Below are 17,969 nucleotides of genomic sequence, written 5' to 3'. Positions count from 1 at the left end.
CGAGTAGCCCGCGGAGCGGGCGTATCGAGCGGAGGGGGCGCCGGCGCCAGCGCAGGGCGGGGAAGAGACCGACGTGCATGCGGTGGCGGGTCTCGATACGCCCCTGCGGGGCTTCTCGACCAGCATGTGTGCGGGCGTCTCCGCCAAGTAGACGCGACGCGACTGCTGGGCCGGCTCAGCGCGCGGCGCGGAGCCAGGCCAGCACCGCGAGCACGCGGCGGTGGTCCGAGCCGGAGTCCTCGAGTCCGAGCTTCTGGAAGATCGAGGTGACGTTCTTCTCGACCGCGCCGACGCCGATGAAGAGCGCGGCGGCGATGCCGGCGTTCGTGCGCCCCTCGGCCATCGCCTCGAGCACCTCGCGCTCGCGCGGGGTCAGGAGGGCCAGCGGGTCGCGGTTGCGCTGGAGCAGCGACGCGACGACCTGCGGATCGAGCACCGTCCCGCCCGCAGCGACGCGCTCGACGGCGTCGCGCAGCTCCTCCACCGAGGCGACGCGGTCCTTGAGCAGGTAGCCCATGCCACCCTCGCCCGAGCCGAGCAGCTCGTGCGCGTAGGTCACCTCGACGTACTGGCTGAGCAGGAGCACGGCGATCCGCGGGTGCAGGCGCCGGAGGTCGAGGGCCGCGCGGACGCCCTCGTCGCGGAAGGTCGGCGGCATGCGGACGTCGAGCACGGCCACGTCCACCGAGGACGGCTCCGCAGCGACGGCCGCGAGCAGCCCCTCGGCGTCGCCGTGGGCTCCGACGACGGAGAAGCCGGCGTCCTCGAACAGTCGGACCAGGCCCTCGCGCAGGAGGACGGAGTCCTCGGCGAGGGCGACGCGGATCGGTGAGGCGGGCGGCACGCCCTCAGGATAGGGCGGGCGGCGGTGCGGGCAGGAACGGCACGTGCACACCCACCGTGGTCGGGCCGCCCGGGGGCGAATCGACGGTGACCAGCCCGCGCAGCCCGCTGACGCGCCCGGCGACCCCCTCGAGACCGTGACCGGGCAGCGGCGAAGCGCCGCCGACGCCGTCGTCGACGACCCAGACGTCCAGCCAGCGCTCCGGTCCGCCCGTCCCCCGCACGTCGAGGTGCACGCGGATCGAGCGGGCCGACGCGTGCTTCGACACGTTCGCGAGCAGCTCCGCGACGACGAAGTAGACGCTGCGCTCGACCTCGGGCGGCACCTCCGCCACCGGATGCTCGACCAGCACCTCGACGGGCACCGGGCTCAGGACCGCCAGCGAGTGCACCGCAGCGGTGAAGCCCCGGTCCTGCAGGATCGGCGGCGCGACTCCCCGGGAGAGCGCGCGCAGCTCGTCGAGCGCCGAGCGGACGTGCTCGCGCGCCTCGTCGATCAGCGCCGCCGCGGAGTCGGGATCGGAGCGCACCCGGTTGAGAGCCGATCCGAGGTCCATCTGCACCCGGATCAGCCGCTGCTGCGGACCGTCGTGGATGTCGCGCTCGAGCCGGCGCAGCGCCCGGTCCTCGGCGGCGACCGCCGCACCGCGGGAGACGCTGAGCTCCGCGACCTCGCGCTGCAGCGCCTCCGAGCCCCAGGGCCCGAGCAGCAGCCGATCGACGAGGAATCGCGCGAGGGTGAGCCCGCGGGTGACGAACGGCAGCGTCGCGAGGAACAGGACGACGAGTGCGACATCGGCCAGCACCAGGAAGGCCGTGGGCGGCCCGGGAACGCCGAGGACTGCGCTCGACTGCCCGGAGACGAGCCGGACGATCGCCGAGGAGTCGCCGGCGAGCAGCGCCGTCAGCGAGCCGAGGCCGGCCCAGCTCCAGAGCCCGAGGACCGCGGCGAAGACGAGCGCGAGCAGCGGCGCCACGACGAGCGTGTGCAGCAGCGCGAGCCAGTAGTGCCCGTCGACGACCGGGCCGTAGAGGGCGAAGGTGGCGGGCGCGACCGAGGCGGGCGGACGCCGCCACTGCGGTTCCTCGATCCGAGGGCGGCCGGCGAGCCGGTCGAGCGCTCGGGTCGCCCGAGCGAAGCCCCGGGCGGTGTGCAGCGCCAGCGGGAGGAAGACCGCGCCGATCAGCACGCCGATCAGGCCGAGGCCCAGAGCGAGGGAGACTCCGGTCGCGAACGCACCCGCCAGCGCCAGCGGCACGGCGAGCAGGAGCGACAGGGCCTCGCGGGGCAGCTCGCGCCAGAGCCGGAGGTACGCCGCGGAGGCCTCACCGAGGGCGGTCGGCGCTGCGGGCACGCGAGCCTCCTCCCCCGGTCCTCGCGGGCGCGCGGACATCCTCTCGAGGGTACCGGCGACCCTTCGCGGCGACGCGGGGGCTGACCCCCGGTTCCGTCTCGGAGGCCCACCGCACGGGCCGGGCCGGGACAGGCCAGGCTCCCCTTCTCCCGCCTTAGCCGAGCCTGCACTTCCTTGCGAACACTGGGCTGCGGCGTAGTGTTGACGATCAGTCACCCCCTCTCGAAAGGAACAGACGATGTCCACTGCATCCGTCACGTCGCTCACCTCGTCGAACCCGGATGTCGCATCCGGAGTCGCCCAGTTCCTCAGCCCGGTCGTCGTCGAGATGACCGCCCTGGCCGTCAACAGCAAGCAGGCGCACTGGCACGTGCGCGGCGCCAACTTCATCGGCGTGCACGAGCTGCTCGACGTCGTCGTCGGCCACGCGATCGAGTGGGCCGACCTGGCCGCCGAGCGCGTCGTCGCCCTCGGCCTCCCCGTCGACGCCCGCATCCAGACCGTCGCGTCGGCCACGCAGACCGCGCCGCTCACTCCGGGCTTCCAGCGCTCCGAGAACGCCATCGTCGAGGTCATCGGCCTGATGGACGTCGCGATCACCACGGTCAACACCGCGATCGCCGAGCTCGCCGACATCGACGCGAGCAGCCAGGACGTCGCGATCGAGATCGGCCGCGGCCTCGAGAAGGACCGCTGGTTCCTCTTCGCCCACGTCAGCGAGAGCTGAGCACGCGCCTCCCACGCCGCGACGGCCCGTCGGATCCTCGGATCCGGCGGGCCGTCCGTCGTTCACGATCCGGTCAGACCTCGTGCGTGACGCGTCCGGCGAGCAGCGTCGCGGCGACCGGCATCGAGCGCAGCTGCTCGCCGTCGGAGGCGAGCGGGTTGCGCTCGACGACGACCAGGTCGGCGGCGTCTCCCGACTGCGGAGCGAGCCGCCGGGTGCGGGTCGACGCGACGAGCGCCTCCGCGATCGTGACCCGCTGCTCGGGGTGCCACGGCTCGTCGCCGTCCCGGGCGCGGGAGACGGCGGCGGCGATCGCCACCCAGGGGTCGAGCGGCGCCACCGGGGCGTCCGAGCCGAGCACGACCGTCGCTCCGGAGTCGATCAGCGAGCGCAGCGCGAAGGCCCGGCCGGTGCGTCCGGCCCAGTAGCGGTCGGCGACCTCCCGGTCGTCCAGCGCATGCGCCGGCTGCACTCCGGCGACGACGCCGAGCTCGGCGAAGCGGGGCAGGTCGGCGTCAGAGAGCAGCTGCGCGTGCTCGATCCGCCCGCCGCCGACCTCGGCCAGCGCGTCGAGCGCGACCGTCGCGGCCGCGTCGCCGATCGCGTGCACCGTCGGCCGGATGCCCGCCGCGGCGGCGCGCGCGAGCAGCTCGTCGAGCTCGACGGGGTCCACGGTGAGGACGCCGCTGCCCTCGTGCCCGGCGTACGGGTGCACGCAGTAGGCGGTCCGGGTGTTCAGCGAGCCGTCGATCAGCACCTTGAGCGGACCCATCCGGAGCAGGCCCTCACAGCCCTCGACCTCGTCCCCGGTGCGCAGCCCCTCCGCGATCGCCCGGTCGAGGTGGTCGCGGTAGACGCCGATGTCGACGCGCAGCGAGCGGGTGCCGCGGGCGATCCGCCGCGTCCAGTCCCCCGCGTTCCAGCGCATCTCGAGGTCAACGACCCCAACGACTCCGCGAGCGGCCGCGCGGCGCGCCGCCTCGTCGGCCAGCTCGTCGAGCTCGTCGTCGCTCAGCGCACCGAGTGCCGTGACGAGGCGGAAGCAGGGCTCCTCGCGGAGGATGTCGTCCTGAGCGGGGAAGCCGTAGCGGCGCAGCGCCGCGGAGTTCACCCAGGCGCAGTGCAGGTCGCCGCTGACGAGCACCACCGGTCGCTCCGGCGCCACCGCGTCGAGCAGGGCGGTCGTCGGCAGATCGGGCCAGAGCCCGTCGCGGAAGCCGAAGCCGACGAGGGTCGCCGGCGAGTCCGGTGCCAGGGCGAGCCGCGCACGGACCGCCTCGACCGCCTCCGCTGCCGACCGCGCCGTCGAGACGTCCAGGCGGGGCGCGGTCATCGACCACTGGGAGAAGTGCACGTGCTCGTCCCAGAGCCCGGGCAGCAGCCAGCGGCCGTCGAGGTCGCGGACCTCGGCGTCGCCCGCCCGGCCGGCGTCGAGAGCGCCGTCCGGAGCGATCGCCTCGATCCGGCCGTTGCGGAGCAGCACGGACACCGGCTCGTCGCGGCCGAGGAGCCGCGCGGTGCGCAGGAGCAGGCTCGGGGTCACGGGGTCCTCTCGGTCGTCGCTCATCACGGGCGGTTCAGGCGGTCACGACTGGCACACCGGGCACCAGTAGAGCTTGCGTGCACCGATCTCCTCGAGCAGGACGTTCGTGCCGCAGACCCGGCAGGGCAGTCCCTCGCGCTTGTAGACGTAGTTGCGCTCGGCCCGGCTGCGCACGGCGGCGGAGCGCTGCGTCTTCGTCAGGCCCCGGCGGGTGATCATCATCCCGGTCCGGATGCCGTCCTCGAGCAGGAGCGCCCAGTCGGCCCAGAGCTCGCGCGCGAGCTCGAGCGGCACCAGCTTGCCCGGCGTGTGCGGGTCGAGTCCGGCGCGGTAGAGCAGCTCGGCGCGATAGATGTTGCCGATCCCGCTGACGACCGACTGGTCCATCAGCACGAGCCCCACCGGCGTGGCCGTCTTGCGCAGCCGGTTCACGAAGCGGTCGCGCGCCTCGTCGGAGTCGTCCGCCGCAGGGTCCGGGCCGAGCCGGGCGAGCAGCGCCTCCACCTGCGCGTCGTCCATCACCTCGCAGGCCGTCGGGCCGCGCAGGTCGGCGACCGTCTCCTCCGTCTGGATGCGCACGCGCACGGCGCCGATCGGCGCCGGCGGGAACTCCTCGAGATCGCTGTCGGTCTCGTGCTCGGTCTCCGACAGTCGGACCGCTCGGCGGCGGCGCGGGGCGCCGATGCTGCTGCCCGCCTTGCCGTCGTCGAACAGCGGCGAGACGTGGCCGAGGAAGTCCCAGGCGCCGTAGAGGCCGAGGTGCACGTGCAGCGTCGCGTCGCCCTCGAAGCGCAGCAGCAGGTGCTTGCCGACCGCGGTCGACTCGAGCACGGTGCGGCCGTCCAGCAGCGCGGCGCCCTCGACGAAGCGTCCCTGCGGGCTGCTGGTCGCGACGGAGTGGCCGACGATGTCGCGCTCGAACTGCAGCGCGATGCGGTGGACGGAGTGGCCCTCGGGCACCTAGCGGCCGCTCGCGGCGGAGTCGACCGTGCGGCCGGCGATGTCGCCCGTGGCCTCGTACTCGGCGAGCTGCGCGATGCGGCGCACGTGTCGCTCCTCGAAGGAGAACGGCTCGGCGACGAAGGCGTCGATGAAGTCCGTCGCCTCCTCGACCGAGTGCTGGCGGGCGCCGATCGAGATCACGTTGGCGTCGTTGTGCTGCCGGGCGAGCACCGCGGTGCTGAGGCTCCAGACCAGCGCGGCGCGGACGCCCGCGACCTTGTTGGCCGCGATCTGCTCGCCGTTGCCCGAGCCGCCGAAGACGATGCCGAGCGCCTCGACGCCGGCCTCCTGGTCGCGCACGACCGCGGCGGCCGCGTTGATGCAGAACGAGGGGTAGTCGTCGAGCGGGTCGTACGAGGTGGGGCCGTGGTCGACCACGTCGTGGCCGGCGGCACCGAGGTGCTCGATCAGGTGCCGGCTGAAGTCCAGCCCGGCGTGGTCCGTTGCGATGTGGATGCGCACGCGCTCGTCCTCCGGAAAGCCGTTCGTGGCCCGTGGATCCGGGGCCGGGAGTCAGGGTACCGCTCGCGCGGCGGCCCGGTCCTCAGCCGAGGACCGGGTCGCCGACGCGGATCGCGGCTCAGTCGAAGATCGGGTCGCGGGTGCGCGAGCGCTTGAGCTCGAAGAAGCCGTCGTACGAGGCCACGGCGACGAGGCCGTCCCAGAGCGAGAGCGCCTGCTCGCCGCGCGGGATGGGAGAGATGACCGGTCCGAAGAAGGCGATGTCGCCGATCGCGATGACCGGCGTGCCGACGTCCTGGCCGACCCGGCCGATGCCGTCGAAGTGCGAGGCGCGCATCGGCTCGTCGTACTCGTCGGTGTCGGCGAAGGCGGCGAGGCTCGCGTCGAGGCCGACCTCGGCGAGTGACTCGGCGATGACCGCGTCGACGTCCGTGCGGCCGCCGTTGTGGATCCGCGTGCCCAGTGCGTCGTAGAGCGGCTTGACCTTCTCCTGGCCCTCGCGCTCGCCGACGGCGGCGACGAGGCGGGTGTAGCGCAGGGCGCGCGGGAAGAACGCGCGGTAGTCGTCGCTCACGTCCTGGTCCTCGTTGAGCACGGCGAGGCTCATGATGTGCCAGGTGACGTCGAGGTCGCGCCCCTCCGTCACCTCGTCCACGAAGCGGGAGGTCATCCAGGCCCAGGGGCAGGAGGGATCGAACCAGAAGTCAACGGCGGTCATGAGGCAACGCTACGCCTCTCGGCGCCTCTCGGGTGCGCGGGTGCGGCGCGGCCCTAGGGTGGATCGGTGGCGCCCGCACCCCGGCGCCGAAGCGGCAGCGCCGAGACGAACGGATGGAGCACCCTGTGCCTGGAGACAACCTCACCCGGAGCGAAGCGCAGGAGCGCGCCTCACTGATCCAGGTCGACGCCTACGACGTCGCCCTCGACCTGACGCGGGGGGCCGAGACCTTCCGCAGCATCACGACCGTGCGCTTCACCGCGACGGAGGGGGCCTCCTCCTTCATCGACGCGATCACGAAGACCGTGCACTCGGTCACGCTGAACGGCGTGGAGCTCGATCCGGCCGACGTCGCCGACGGCGTGCGGATCCGCCTCGACTCGCTGGCCGCCGAGAACGTGCTGCGCGTCGACGCCGATGCGCTCTACACGAACACCGGCGAGGGCCTGCACCGCTTCGTCGACCCGGTCGACGGCGAGGTCTACCTCTACTCGCAGTTCGAGGTCCCGGACTCGCGCCGCGTCTTCGCGGTGTTCGAGCAGCCCGACCTCAAGGCCGCCTTCTCCTTCACGGTGACCGCGCCCGCCGCCTGGCAGGTCGTCTCGAACCAGCCCACCCCCGAGCCCGTGCCCGCCGGCGACGGCGTCGCGACCTGGAGCTTCGAGCCCACTCCGCGGATCTCCTCCTACATCACCGCGCTCATCGCGGGCCCCTACGTCGTCGAGACCGACTCGCTGGTCTCCTCCGACGGCCGCACCGTACCGCTCGGCGTCTTCGCCCGCGCCTCGCTCGCGCCGTTCCTCGACGCGGACTACGTCTTCGAGAAGACCAAGCAGGGCTTCGCCTTCTACGAGGAGAAGTTCGGGGTGCCGTACCCGTTCGCGAAGTACGACCAGCTCTTCGTGCCGGAGTTCAACGCCGGCGCGATGGAGAACGCGGGAGCGGTCACCTTCACCGAGACCTACGTCTTCCGCTCCAAGGTGACCGACGCGGTCAAGGAGCGCCGGGTCGTCACGATCCTGCACGAGCTCGCGCACATGTGGTTCGGCGACCTGGTGACCATGAAGTGGTGGAACGACCTCTGGCTGAACGAGTCGTTCGCCGAGTACGCCTCCACCCTCGCGACCGCCGAGGCGACCGAGTGGACCGAGGCCTGGACCACCTTCGCCGCGATGGAGAAGAGCTGGGCCTACCGCCAGGACCAGCTGCCCTCGACGCACCCGATCGTCGCGACGATCAACGATCTCGAGGACGTCCAGGTCAACTTCGACGGCATCACCTACGCCAAGGGCGCCTCGGTGCTCAAGCAGCTGGTGGCCTGGGTCGGCGAGAAGGAGTTCCTCGCCGGCGTGCACGAGTACTTCGTGAAGCACGCGTTCTCGAACACCGAGCTGCGCGACCTGCTGGTCGAGCTCGAGGCGACCAGCGGCCGCGACCTGACCGAGTGGTCGGCGCAGTGGCTCGAGACGGCCGGCGTGAACACGCTCCGGCCCGAGATCGTGGTCGACGAGGAGGGCGCCATCGCCTCGTTCGCGATCCTGCAGAGCGCGGTCGCCGACTACCCGACGATCCGCCCGCACCGCCTCGCGATCGGCCTCTACGACTTCGAGGGCGACCGCCTCGTGCGCATCGACCGTCTCGAGCTCGACGTGGACGGCGAGCGCACCGAGGTGCCCGAGCTGATCGGCCGCACCCGCCCCGCGCTGGTGCTGCTCAACGACGACGACCTCGCCTACGCGAAGATCCGGCTCGACGACGCCTCGCTCGCCGTCGCGATCGAGCACCTCGCGAGCATCAGCAGCCCGCTCGCGCGCTCGCTGGTCTGGGGCTCGGTCTGGGACGCGACCCGCGACGCCGAGTCGGCGCCGCGCGACTTCGTCCGCCTCGTGCTCGGCAACATCGCGACCGAGACCGAGTCGACGACGCTGCGCACGGTACTCGGCCAGCTCGTGAGCACCGCCTCGCAGTACGTCGCGCCGGAGCACCGCGACGAGGTCCTCGCGGAGGTGGGCGACCGGCTGTGGACGCTGGCGCAGGGCGCCGAGGCCGGCAGCGACGCGCAGTTCCAGTTCGTGAAGGTGCTCGCCGCGGTCGCCACGACGCCCGCGCACCTGGACGCGGTGCAGGCGCTGCGCGACGGGACCACGACGTTGCCGGGGCTCGAGATCGACACCGACCTCTCCTGGGAGCTGCTGATCGCGCTCGTGGCCGGCGGACGGGCGGACGCCTCGGACATCGACGCGGCGCTCGCGGCCGACAACACGGCGACCGGTGCGCAGTCCGCGGCGAACGCCCGCGCGGCGATCCCGACGGCGGAGGCCAAGCGCGCGGCCTGGGACTCGGTGACGCTCGACGACTCGGCGCCGAACACCATCGTGCGCGCGACGGGTCTCGGCTTCCAGCACACCAGCGACCCCGCCGTCCTCGAGGCCATGGTGCCGGTGTACTTCGACGCCCTCCGCTCGCTGTGGGACGCGAAGAGCTACAAGATCGCGGAGTACCTCGTCGTCGGCTTCTACCCGGCGGCGACGCCGACGCCCGCGATCGTCGACGTCACCCGCGCGTGGCTCGACGCGAACCCCGACGTGCCGGCGCTGCGCCGCCTCGTGATCGAGAACCTGGCCGGCGTCGAGCGCGCCCTGCGCGCGCAGGAGCGCGACGCGGCGCTCTGAGCGCGTCGGCCCTGCTGATCGAGTAGCGCGCGCAGCGCGCGTATCGAGATCCACCGACACCAGGAGGGGTGGGTCTCGATACGCCGCTGCGCGGCTACTCGACCAGCATGCGCAGCCCGCGGATCACGCGCCGGTGGCGCCCCTTCCTGCTGATCATCACGCGGCGGTGGCGCCCCTCCATGCTGATCGAGTAGCGCGCACAGCGCGCGTATCGAGATCCCCCGCCACCAGGAGGGTGGGTCTCGATACGCCGCTGCGCGGCTACTCGACCAGCATGGGAGGCGCGCGCAGCGCGCACTGGGAACCGCGCCGACCGCGCCGGCTCCGCAGGACGGCGAGATGCGGGGGGTCAGCGCTCCGGGACCGTGCGGCGGGCCGGGCCGTCGTACGCGGACAGCGGGCGGATGAGCGCGTTCGAGGCGCGCTGCTCCAGGACGTGCGCGGTCCAGCCGACGACGCGGGCCGCGACGAAGAGCGGGGTGAAGAGCTCCGTGTCGAAGCCCATCAGGCGGTAGGCCGGACCGGACGGGTAGTCGAGGTTCGGCAGGATGCCCGTGCGCTCGGCCATCTCCGCGGCCAGCGCGTCGTAGAGCTCGAGCATGTCGTCCGCCCCGGCCTGGTCCGCGACCCGGCGGAGCGCCGCCTCCATCGTCGGCACGCGCGAGTCGCCCGACTTGTAGACGCGGTGGCCGAAGCCCATCACCTTGCGCTTCGCCCCGAGCGCCACCGCCAGCCAGGCCCGCGCGCGGGGACCCGCCTCCGGCCCGAGGCCGATCTCGTCGAAGACGTGCAGGACGGCCTCGTTCGCGCCGCCGTGCAGCGGCCCCTTCAGCGCGCCGACCGCCGCCGTCACCGCCGAGTGGACGTCCGAGAGCGTCGAGGTGACGACGCGCGCCGTGAAGGTCGAGGCGTTGAACGAGTGCTCGGCGTACAGCACGAGCGACACCCGGAAGGCATCGACGACCACCGGGTCGGGCAGCTCGCCGAAGGTCATCCAGAGGAAGTTCTCCGAGTAGTCGAGATCGTCGCGCGCGGCGATCGGCTCCTGCCCGTGCCGGCGGCGCTGGATCGCGGCGACGACGGCGGGCAGCACCGCCCAGAGCCGCATCGAGCGCTGCAGGACCGCCTCCGGCGACTCGTCCTCGGGGTCCGTCTCGAGCGCGCCCAGCACGCTCACCGCAGTGCGAACGACGTCCATCGGATGCGCCGTCACCGGCAGCAGCTCGACCACCGCGCGCACCTCCGGCGCCGGCTCCCGGTGCGCGCGCTCGAAGGCGCGGAGCTCCTCGGTCTCGGCCGGAGTCGGCAGCTCGCCCTTCCACAGCAGCCAGGACACCTCCTCGAAGGAGCAGGACGCCGACAGCTCCTGCACCGGATAGCCGCGGTACAGCAGCGAGTTCGACTCCGGGTCGACCTTCGAGATCGCCGTGGTGTCGACGACGACCCCCACGAGTCCCTTGCGGATGTCCTGCTCGGTGGTGCTCATCGCTCGCTCCTTCGCGATCGGATCGGCGGCCGGGGCCGCCGGGGTGGGTCGTGGCTCAGGCGCCGTGGTGGCCGGCGAGGCTGAAGTCGAAGACGCCCTCGTCGAAGCGGCTGTAGGACGAGTAGTCGAGCAGCTCGTAGAGCTCGGCCCGGGTCTGCATCCCGGCGACCTCGGACTGCAGCGAGCCCTCGGCCTTCAGCGCGTCGAGCGCGCGCATCGCCGCGCCCATCGCGATGCGGAGCAGCGACACCGGGTAGATCACGATGTTCACCCCGACGTCGGCGAGCTGCTGCGTCGTGAAGAGCTCGCTCTTGCCGAACTCGGTCATGTTCGCCAGGACCGGGACGTCGATCGCGGCGCGGACGGCCTCGAACTCGCTGAGGTCGCGCATCGCCTCGGGGAAGATCGCGTCGGCACCGGCGTCGACGAGGCGCTTCGCCCGGTCGATCGCGGCCTGCAGCCCGTCGAGGGCACGGATGTCGGTGCGGGCCATGATCACGAGACCCGGATCGCGGCGGGCGTCGACCGCGGCGGCGATGCGCCGCACGGAGGTGCTCTCGTCGACGACGGCCTTCCCGTCGAGGTGTCCGCAGCGCTTGGGATTGACCTGGTCCTCGATGTGCAGGGCCGTCACTCCGGCGTCCTCGAGCATCTGCACGGTGCGCGCGACGTTGAGGGGCTCGCCGAAGCCGGTGTCGGCGTCGATCAGGACGGGCAGATCGGTCATCCGCGCGATCTGCTGGCCGCGGCCCGCGACCTCGCTCAGCGTGGTCAGGCCGATGTCCGGCAGGCCGAGCTCGGCCGACAGCACCGCGCCCGAGACGTAGACGCCGTCGAAGCCCTTCTCCTCGATCAGCCGCGCCGACAGCGGGGTGAACGCCCCCGGCAGCTGCAGCAGCTCGCCGGTCGCGAGCCGCTCGCGGAAGAGGCGGCGCTTCTCGGCGGGAGTCCGGGTGGAGTGGAGCATCGGGCGTCCTTCCCCTGGGGCGGAGTTCGGGTGCGGAGTTCGGGGGCCCGGCAGGCCCTCGTCGAATCTATCCCTCGGACGCCGCTCGGCGTCGTTCCGGCGTCACCGGAGCCGGCCAGCGCGCGTCCCTTAACCTGGACGGGATGCTGCTACTCGAGACCTCCACCCCAGACCCCGTCGCCGCGACCATCTCCTTCTTCGACTCCGAGCTCTTCTGGAAGAGCGTCGCCGTCCTCGCGATCGTGCTCGGCGCCCTGCTCGCCCGCGTCATCGCGCACTTCGTCGTCGGGCGGGTCGTCGACCAGATCGTCTCGGGGGTGAAGAAGCGCCAGCGGGTCGAGGACACGCAGGCGATCGCCGCCTCCCCGCTCGCGGCCGTCCGGGTCGTGCAGCGCACGAGGACCCTCGGCTCGATCCTCAACAACATCAGCTCGATCCTCATCGTGGTCATCGCCGTCGTGATGATCGTGAACACCATCGACAACACTCTGATCGGCTCCTTCGCGCTGCTGACCGCCGCGCTCGGCGCCGGCCTCGGCTTCGGCGCGCAGAACATCGTCAAGGACGTCCTCAACGGCCTGTTCATGGTCGCGGAGGACCAGCTCGGCGTCGGCGACGTCGTCGACACCGGCCAGGCCACGGGAGTGGTCGAGAACGTCGGCGTCCGGATCACCCAGATCCGGGACGTCAACGGCACGCTCTGGTTCGTCCGCAACGGCGAGATCGTCCGGGTCGGCAACATGTCGCAGGGCTGGTCGCGAGTGATCATCGACCTCGCCGTGCCCTACGAGACCGACCTGGAGTCGGTGCAGAGCACGATCCTCAGCACCGCGAACGAGCTCGCCTCGAGCAGCCGCTGGCGGGCCCGGATCATCGACAAGCCCGAGCTGTGGGGCCTCGAGTCGATCGCCGACGACGCGCTGGTCATCCGCGTGGTGCTGAAGACCCGCACCACCGCGAAGGACGACGTCGCGCGCGAGCTCCGCATCCGTCTCAAGCGCGCCCTCGACACGCTCGACGTCAAGCTGCCCTCGCTCAGCGCGGTGGTGCTCAGCGGCTTCGAGGGCGCGACGAGCGTCGGCGGCGTGAAGGGACCGCGCACGACGCCGACCGCCACGGTCACGACCGAGCACGGGAAGCCGGTGCGCCTGCCGCGTGCTCTGCGGCGGCCGAAGGCGACCGAGTCCACCGAGCGTCCGCAGGACGGCGGCTCCGTGCCGCCGCAGACGGGACCGCGCTCGTGAGCGGCCTGCAGATCGGCGGCACTCCCCCGATGCGCTCCTTCTGGGAGCACCTCGGCGGGCGACCGACCTTCGAGCGTCTCGTCCGCCGCTTCTACGAGGGCGTCCGCGAGGACGAGGTCCTCTGGCCGATGTACCCCGAGCACGACCTCGAGGGCGCGATCCAGCGGCTCACCGGCTTCCTCGAGCAGTACTGGGGCGGCCCCGGCACCTACAGCCAGGAGCGCGGGCACCCGCGCCTGCGGATGCGGCACCAGCCCTTCAAGGTGAACCCGGAGGCGCGCGACCACTGGCTCGCGCACATGCGGGTCGCGGTCGACGAGCTGGAGCTGGCTCCGGCCGACGACGCGATGCTCTGGGACTACCTGGAGCGCGCGGCGCACGCGATGGTCAACACCTTCGAGGAGTAGCGCTCGGCGCTTCCCGCCGGCGTCGGGTCAGGCGGGGGTGCGGACGAGCACGTGCCCGCGCCGCGAGGTGAGCCGCCGCCACTGGCCGCTCTCGAGCAGCGCGACGGGGTCGTCGGCGCCGAGGAAGCCGAGCGCGAACAGCGCGAAGGCGGCGCCGGCGGGCACGTCCTCGAGACCGTCGAGCGGACGGCCCCAGACGGTGGAGCGCACGCGGCCGACGATCTGCTCGCCGGTCTCGGAGCCGACCGCCGCGGCGATCTCGTCGATGCCGTCGCGGGCGACCTTCTCGAGGAACGCCGGGTCGACCGGCTCGCGCCGCTGCCAGCCGCCGCGCGGCGGCGAGATGCCGGCCCAGGCGCCCGCCGTGGCGTCGTCGCCGTCAGGCAGCACGACCGGCTTGCCGTCCGCTCCCCCGGGCTCCCACTGCAGGCGGGCGAGCCGGTCGGAGAGCGCGCGGATCGGCACCACCCGGTCGAAGGCGGTCGGCTCGTCGAGCGCGAAGACGCGCAGGCCGAGCACGGTGGAGGACCGGTCGAGCAGGCCGCGCGGCTGGAGGATCGCGGTGTACGCGGCCAGGATGCGATCCTGCGCGAGGAGGCGCACGGCGCCGTCCTCGACACGCGCGGACCGGCCGAGGAACACGCGCAGATCGGAGAGGCTGGGCGGATCCGCCAGGGAGAAGGACGACATCATCGCGTCGATAAACTTACCCGAGGCCGCTCTCCTGATCGGCAGACACCCCGGAGGTCCCGTGTCCGATCCGCTCTCCTCGTTCCTCACCGCCCTCGATCTGGTCGACACGGGCGCGCGCACCAGCGAGGACATCTCCACCGGCCCCTCGCAGTGGATGCCGGAGGGCCGCGTCTTCGGCGGCCAGGTGCTGGCGCAGTCGCTGATCGCCGCCGGCCGCACCGTGGACGAGCGCAGCGTGCACTCGATGCACGGCTACTTCCTCCGCCCGGGCGACGTCTCGCAGCCGATCACCTTCTCGGTCGACCGCATCCACGACGGCCGCTCGTTCGCCACCCGGCGGACGCAGGCCTATCAGAACGGGGCGCCGATCCTCTCGATGATCGCGTCGTTCCAGACCGAGGACGAGGGCCTGGACCACCAGACGCCGATGCCGGAGGGCGTGCCCGATCCGGAGTCGCTGCCGAGCACCGCCGAGGTGCTGAAGGGCGTCGACCACCCGGTCGGCAGCTTCTGGGCGACGCAGCGGCCGTTCGACGTCCGCCACGTCGAGCAGCCGGTGTACCTCCGCGCCGATCCGAGCCGCACGGCGCACCAGTGCGTCTGGATGCGCGCGCTCGGCCCGCTGCCGGACGACGCGCTGCTGCACCGCGCCGCCCTCGCCTACGCGAGCGACTACACGATCCTCGAGTCGACGCTGCGGCGGCACGGTGCGGCCTGGATCACCCCGGGACTGCGCATCGCGAGCCTCGACCACGCGATGTGGTGGCACCGCCCCGCGCGCGTCGACGAGTGGCTGCTCTATGTGCAGGAGTCGCCGAGCGCCTCCGGCGGCCGCGGGCTCTCGCTCGGCCGGATCTACTCCCGGGACGGCCGCCTGGTGGCGAGCGTCGCCCAGGAGGGCATGGTCCGCGTCCCGCTCGGCTGAGCAGTCCGGCTCACGCCGGGAGCGCCCGCCGGGCGGGACGCGCGATCAGCTCCGCTTGGAGAAGGCGACGGGCTCCTCGACGTACGGCGCCCAGACCTCGCGGAGCTCCTCCGGGATGCGCTCCGGGCGACCCGTCGCAGCGGTCACCATGACGAGCGTCGTTGCGGCCTTGGTGTAGAGCACGCGCGGCTCCACGCCGGTCGGCGAGTACAGCTCGTAGCAGACCTCGAGGCTCGCGCCGCCGATCCGCCCGATCCACAGCTCGATGTCGAGCGGGGCGCGCATGTACGGGATCGGCGCGAGGTACTCGATCTCCTGCCGCGCGATCAGGCTGATCGTGCGCGCGCCGGGCCGGGCGTCGAGCACCGCCGTCGCCCTTCCGCCCGGCTCCGGGGAGTCGGGGCGCCAGAACGCCTGGATGCGCGCCTCCTCGAGCAGGCGGAGCATCTCGGCGTTGTTGACGTGCGCGTAGGCGTCGAAGTCCGACCAGCGCAGCGGGATGGCGACGTGCAGGCGCATCAGTCGCGGGTGAGCTTGCGGTACGCGGAGCGGTGCGGCTTCGCCGCGTCCGGACCGAGGCGCTCGATCTTGTTCTGCTCGTACGACTCGAAGTTGCCCTCGAACCAGTACCAGTTCGCCGGGTCCTCCTCGGTGCCCTCGTAGGAGAGGATGTGCGTCGCGATCCGGTCGAGGAACCAGCGATCGTGGGTGATCACCACGGCGCAGCCGGGGAACTCGAGCAGTGCGTTCTCGAGGCTGCCGAGCGTCTCGATGTCCAGGTCGTTGGTGGGCTCGTCGAGCAGGAGCAGGTTGCCGCCCTGCTTGAGCGTCAGCGCCAGGTTGAGGCGGTTGCGCTCACCACCGGAGAGGATGCCGGCACGCTTCTGCTGGTCCGGGCCCTTGAAGCCGAACTGCGAGACGTAGGCCCGCGAGGGGATCTCGGTCTTGCCGACCTGGATGTAGTCGTGCCCGTCGGAGACGACCTCCCAGAGGTTCTTGTTCGGGTCGATGCCGCCGCGGGTCTGGTCGACGTAGGAGATGTCGACCGTATCGCCGATCTTGAGGTCGCCCGAGTCGAGCGGCTCGAAGCCGACGATCGTCTTGAAGAGCGTGGTCTTGCCGACGCCGTTCGGGCCGATGACGCCGACGATGCCGTTGCGCGGGAGGGTGAAGCTGAGGTCGTCGATCAGGACGCGGTCGCCGAAGGACTTGTGCAGCTTCTTCGCGTCGATGACCTGCGAGCCCAGGCGCGGGCCGACCGGGATGACGATCTCCTCGAAGTCGAGGACGCGCGTCTTCTCGGCCTCCGCCGCCATCTCCTCGTAGCGCGCGAGGCGCGACTTCGACTTGGTCTGGCGGCCCTTCGCGTTGCTGCGGACCCACTCGAGCTCGGTGGTCAGGCGCTTGGCGAGCTTCGCGTCCTTCTTGCCCTGCACCTCGAGGCGGGCGCTCTTCTTCTCGAGGTAGGTCGAGTAGTTGCCCTCGTAGGGGTAGAGGTGGCCGCGGTCGACCTCGGCGATCCACTCCGCGACGTTGTCGAGGAAGTACCGGTCGTGGGTCACGGCGAGGACGGCACCGGGGTACTTGGAGAGGAACTGCTCGAGCCAGAGCACGCTCTCGGCGTCCAGGTGGTTGGTGGGCTCGTCGAGCAGCAGCAGGTCGGGCTTCTGCAGCAGGAGCTTGGTCAGCGCCACGCGGCGCTTCTCACCGCCGGAGAGGCTGGTGACGGGCGAGTCGCCCGGCGGGGTGCGCAGCGCGTCCATCGCCTGCTCGAGCTGGGAGTCGAGGTCCCAGGCGTCGGCGGCGTCGATGGCCTCCTGCAGGGTGCCCATCTCGGCGAGGAGCGTATCGAAGTCGGCGTCCGGGTCGGCCATCGCCAGCGAGATCTCGTTGAAGCGGTCGATCTTGCCCTTGATCTCGCCGACGCCCTCCTGGACGTTCTCGAGCACCGTCTTGGTCTCGTCGAGCTCCGGCTCCTGCATCAGGATGCCGACGGTGTAGCCCGGGCTCAGCCGCGCCTCGCCGTTGCTGGGGGTGTCGAGCCCCGCCATGATCTTCAGGATCGTCGACTTGCCTGCGCCGTTCGGGCCGACCACGCCGATCTTCGCCCCGGGCAGGAACGACATCGTGACGTCGTCCAGGATCAGCTTGTCGCCGACCGCCTTGCGGGCGCGCACCATCGAGTAAATGTATTCAGCCACTTCAGTCCCTCAACCGCTCGTACGTTCTCGGAGCCCCGCTCTCCGCCGCGGGCGTCCCGTTCGTCGGGTGCCCCTCGGCCGGAATGTCGCCGGTGATCGACCACCGCACGCGGGAGCGCGGGCGGGAAGGTCGGAGGCCGGGCCGGTACCGAGGATACCGGCTGGACGCGCGGAGCGTTCGGCTCGCTGCTCCGGCTCCGGCCGTCGGCTCAGCCGTCGAGCGGGACGGTGCTGCCGATGAGGCAGGCGCCGGTCGCGATCGGCGCTGCGACGACCGCGCGGACGCCGTCCACCTTCGGCCCGTACTGCCCGATGAGGCAGGCGTCGCTCGCCTTCACCGAGACCTGCACGGAGTCCGCCTCGAGGCCGACCGAGGTCTCGTCGGCGGTGAGCTGCATCGACTCCTTCGCGAAGCCGGCGGCCACGAGAGCGTCGACGACGCTCCGGCCGGGCGTCTCCGGGTCGGAGCCGGCGGCGGCGGTGACGATCTCCCGGAAGAAGGGGAGGTTCTCCTCGGCGGTGCCGCCGGGCACGAGCGCGACCGGGGTGGCCGGCTCCTCGGTGGACGGGGCGGCCGACGCCGACGGGCTCTCCGCGGCGGGAGGCGCGGCGGGGGCCGTGCAGCCGGCGATCCCGGTCAGCAGCGCGAGCACCGCTCCCGCTCGCAGGCCGGCGCGGACGACGGTCCGTGTGCTCACTCGAATCCCTCCCGCGGCGGCCGGAC

Annotated in this window: 17 protein-coding genes; 5 read left to right on the top strand and 12 right to left on the bottom strand. The window is 72.3% G+C overall.

All coding sequences use genetic code 11. The features are described 5' to 3' along the window. Positions 1-175 precede the first annotated feature (175 nt). Both EDF43_RS17695 and EDF43_RS17690 read right to left on the bottom strand, forming a co-directional pair. Positions 176-844: a response regulator transcription factor gene (locus tag EDF43_RS17695; RefSeq protein WP_123703482.1), complete on the bottom strand. Its 669-nt coding sequence runs from the start codon at positions 842-844 to the stop codon at positions 176-178. 4 nt (positions 845-848) lie between these two features. Next, positions 849-2,198: a sensor domain-containing protein gene (locus tag EDF43_RS17690; protein ID WP_165909167.1), complete on the bottom strand. Its 1,350-nt coding sequence runs from the start codon at positions 2,196-2,198 to the stop codon at positions 849-851. A gap of 238 nt (positions 2,199-2,436) precedes the next feature. Between EDF43_RS17690 and EDF43_RS17685 the strand changes: the two genes are divergently transcribed. Beyond that, entirely contained in the window at positions 2,437-2,925 is a 489-nt protein-coding gene (locus EDF43_RS17685) for a DNA starvation/stationary phase protection protein (RefSeq protein WP_123445793.1), read from the top strand. A 73-nt stretch (positions 2,926-2,998) separates the two neighbouring features. Here EDF43_RS17685 and EDF43_RS17680 read toward each other — a convergent pair whose 3' ends face one another. The 4 genes from EDF43_RS17680 to EDF43_RS17665 form a co-directional block, all read right to left on the bottom strand. Continuing rightward, positions 2,999-4,492 carry an amidohydrolase family protein gene (locus tag EDF43_RS17680; RefSeq protein ID WP_132437879.1) on the bottom strand — a complete coding sequence of 498 codons (1,494 nt, stop codon included), beginning with the start codon at positions 4,490-4,492 and terminating at the stop codon, positions 2,999-3,001. A gap of 18 nt (positions 4,493-4,510) precedes the next feature. Then, the gene (locus EDF43_RS17675; RefSeq protein WP_132437878.1) at positions 4,511-5,428 is read right to left on the bottom strand and encodes a DNA-formamidopyrimidine glycosylase family protein; all 918 of its coding nucleotides are present in this window, start codon (positions 5,426-5,428) and stop codon (positions 4,511-4,513) included. Then, positions 5,429-5,932, bottom strand: coding sequence for a ribose-5-phosphate isomerase (locus tag EDF43_RS17670; RefSeq protein ID WP_127886453.1), 504 nt, complete (start codon positions 5,930-5,932; stop codon positions 5,429-5,431). It abuts the gene before it with no gap. 118 nt (positions 5,933-6,050) lie between these two features. Beyond that, positions 6,051-6,650 (bottom strand): DsbA family protein, encoded by a 600-nt coding sequence (locus tag EDF43_RS17665; protein ID WP_132437877.1) that lies wholly within the window; start codon positions 6,648-6,650, stop codon positions 6,051-6,053. A gap of 125 nt (positions 6,651-6,775) precedes the next feature. Here EDF43_RS17665 and pepN point away from each other — a divergent pair, with 125 nt between their 5' ends. Then, a complete protein-coding gene (gene pepN, locus EDF43_RS17660; protein WP_132437876.1) occupies positions 6,776-9,322 on the top strand; it encodes an aminopeptidase N in 2,547 nt (848 codons plus the stop codon). A gap of 349 nt (positions 9,323-9,671) precedes the next feature. Here the strand turns inward: pepN and EDF43_RS17655 are convergent, their stop codons facing one another. Together EDF43_RS17655 and prpB are read right to left on the bottom strand one after the other, a co-directional pair. After that, entirely contained in the window at positions 9,672-10,808 is a 1,137-nt protein-coding gene (locus EDF43_RS17655; RefSeq protein WP_132437875.1) for a bifunctional 2-methylcitrate synthase/citrate synthase, read from the bottom strand. Between the two features lie 55 nt (positions 10,809-10,863). Further along, positions 10,864-11,775 carry a methylisocitrate lyase gene (prpB, locus tag EDF43_RS17650; protein WP_123445786.1) on the bottom strand — a complete coding sequence of 304 codons (912 nt, stop codon included), beginning with the start codon at positions 11,773-11,775 and terminating at the stop codon, positions 10,864-10,866. A 143-nt stretch (positions 11,776-11,918) separates the two neighbouring features. Between prpB and EDF43_RS17645 the strand changes: the two genes are divergently transcribed. Together EDF43_RS17645 and EDF43_RS17640 are read left to right on the top strand one after the other, a co-directional pair. Then, positions 11,919-13,019 carry a mechanosensitive ion channel domain-containing protein gene (locus tag EDF43_RS17645; protein WP_132437874.1) on the top strand — a complete coding sequence of 367 codons (1,101 nt, stop codon included), beginning with the start codon at positions 11,919-11,921 and terminating at the stop codon, positions 13,017-13,019. Positions 13,020-13,048: 29 nt separating this feature from the next. After that, a complete protein-coding gene (locus EDF43_RS17640; protein ID WP_123446018.1) occupies positions 13,049-13,426 on the top strand; it encodes a globin in 378 nt (125 codons plus the stop codon). A gap of 27 nt (positions 13,427-13,453) precedes the next feature. On the opposite strand, the gene EDF43_RS17635 is transcribed toward EDF43_RS17640, so the two are convergent. After that, on the bottom strand, positions 13,454-14,116 hold the full coding sequence (locus EDF43_RS17635; protein ID WP_308197316.1) for a hypothetical protein: 663 nt from the start codon (positions 14,114-14,116) through the stop codon (positions 13,454-13,456). A 61-nt stretch (positions 14,117-14,177) separates the two neighbouring features. On the opposite strand from EDF43_RS17635, the gene EDF43_RS17630 reads away from it, so the two are divergent. Beyond that, positions 14,178-15,044 (top strand): acyl-CoA thioesterase II, encoded by an 867-nt coding sequence (locus EDF43_RS17630; RefSeq protein ID WP_185020212.1) that lies wholly within the window; start codon positions 14,178-14,180, stop codon positions 15,042-15,044. A gap of 45 nt (positions 15,045-15,089) precedes the next feature. Here the strand turns inward: EDF43_RS17630 and EDF43_RS17625 are convergent, their stop codons facing one another. From EDF43_RS17625 to EDF43_RS17615, 3 genes are all read right to left on the bottom strand, one after another. Beyond that, positions 15,090-15,563, bottom strand: coding sequence for a thioesterase family protein (locus tag EDF43_RS17625; RefSeq protein ID WP_123703462.1), 474 nt, complete (start codon positions 15,561-15,563; stop codon positions 15,090-15,092). Further along, positions 15,563-17,245, bottom strand: coding sequence for an energy-dependent translational throttle protein EttA (ettA, locus tag EDF43_RS17620; RefSeq protein ID WP_123445782.1), 1,683 nt, complete (start codon positions 17,243-17,245; stop codon positions 15,563-15,565). The genes EDF43_RS17625 and ettA overlap by 1 nt, the downstream gene beginning before the upstream one ends. A gap of 209 nt (positions 17,246-17,454) precedes the next feature. Then, on the bottom strand, positions 17,455-17,943 hold the full coding sequence (locus EDF43_RS17615) for a hypothetical protein (protein ID WP_132437873.1): 489 nt from the start codon (positions 17,941-17,943) through the stop codon (positions 17,455-17,457). Positions 17,944-17,969 lie beyond the last annotated feature (26 nt).

This window comes from Rathayibacter sp. PhB179, assembly GCF_004345345.1.
In the GTDB taxonomy this organism is placed as follows: domain Bacteria; phylum Actinomycetota; class Actinomycetes; order Actinomycetales; family Microbacteriaceae; genus Rathayibacter; species Rathayibacter festucae.
Note: the sequence above shows the minus strand (reverse complement) of the source record. Positions and strands in the feature narration are given on the sequence as shown.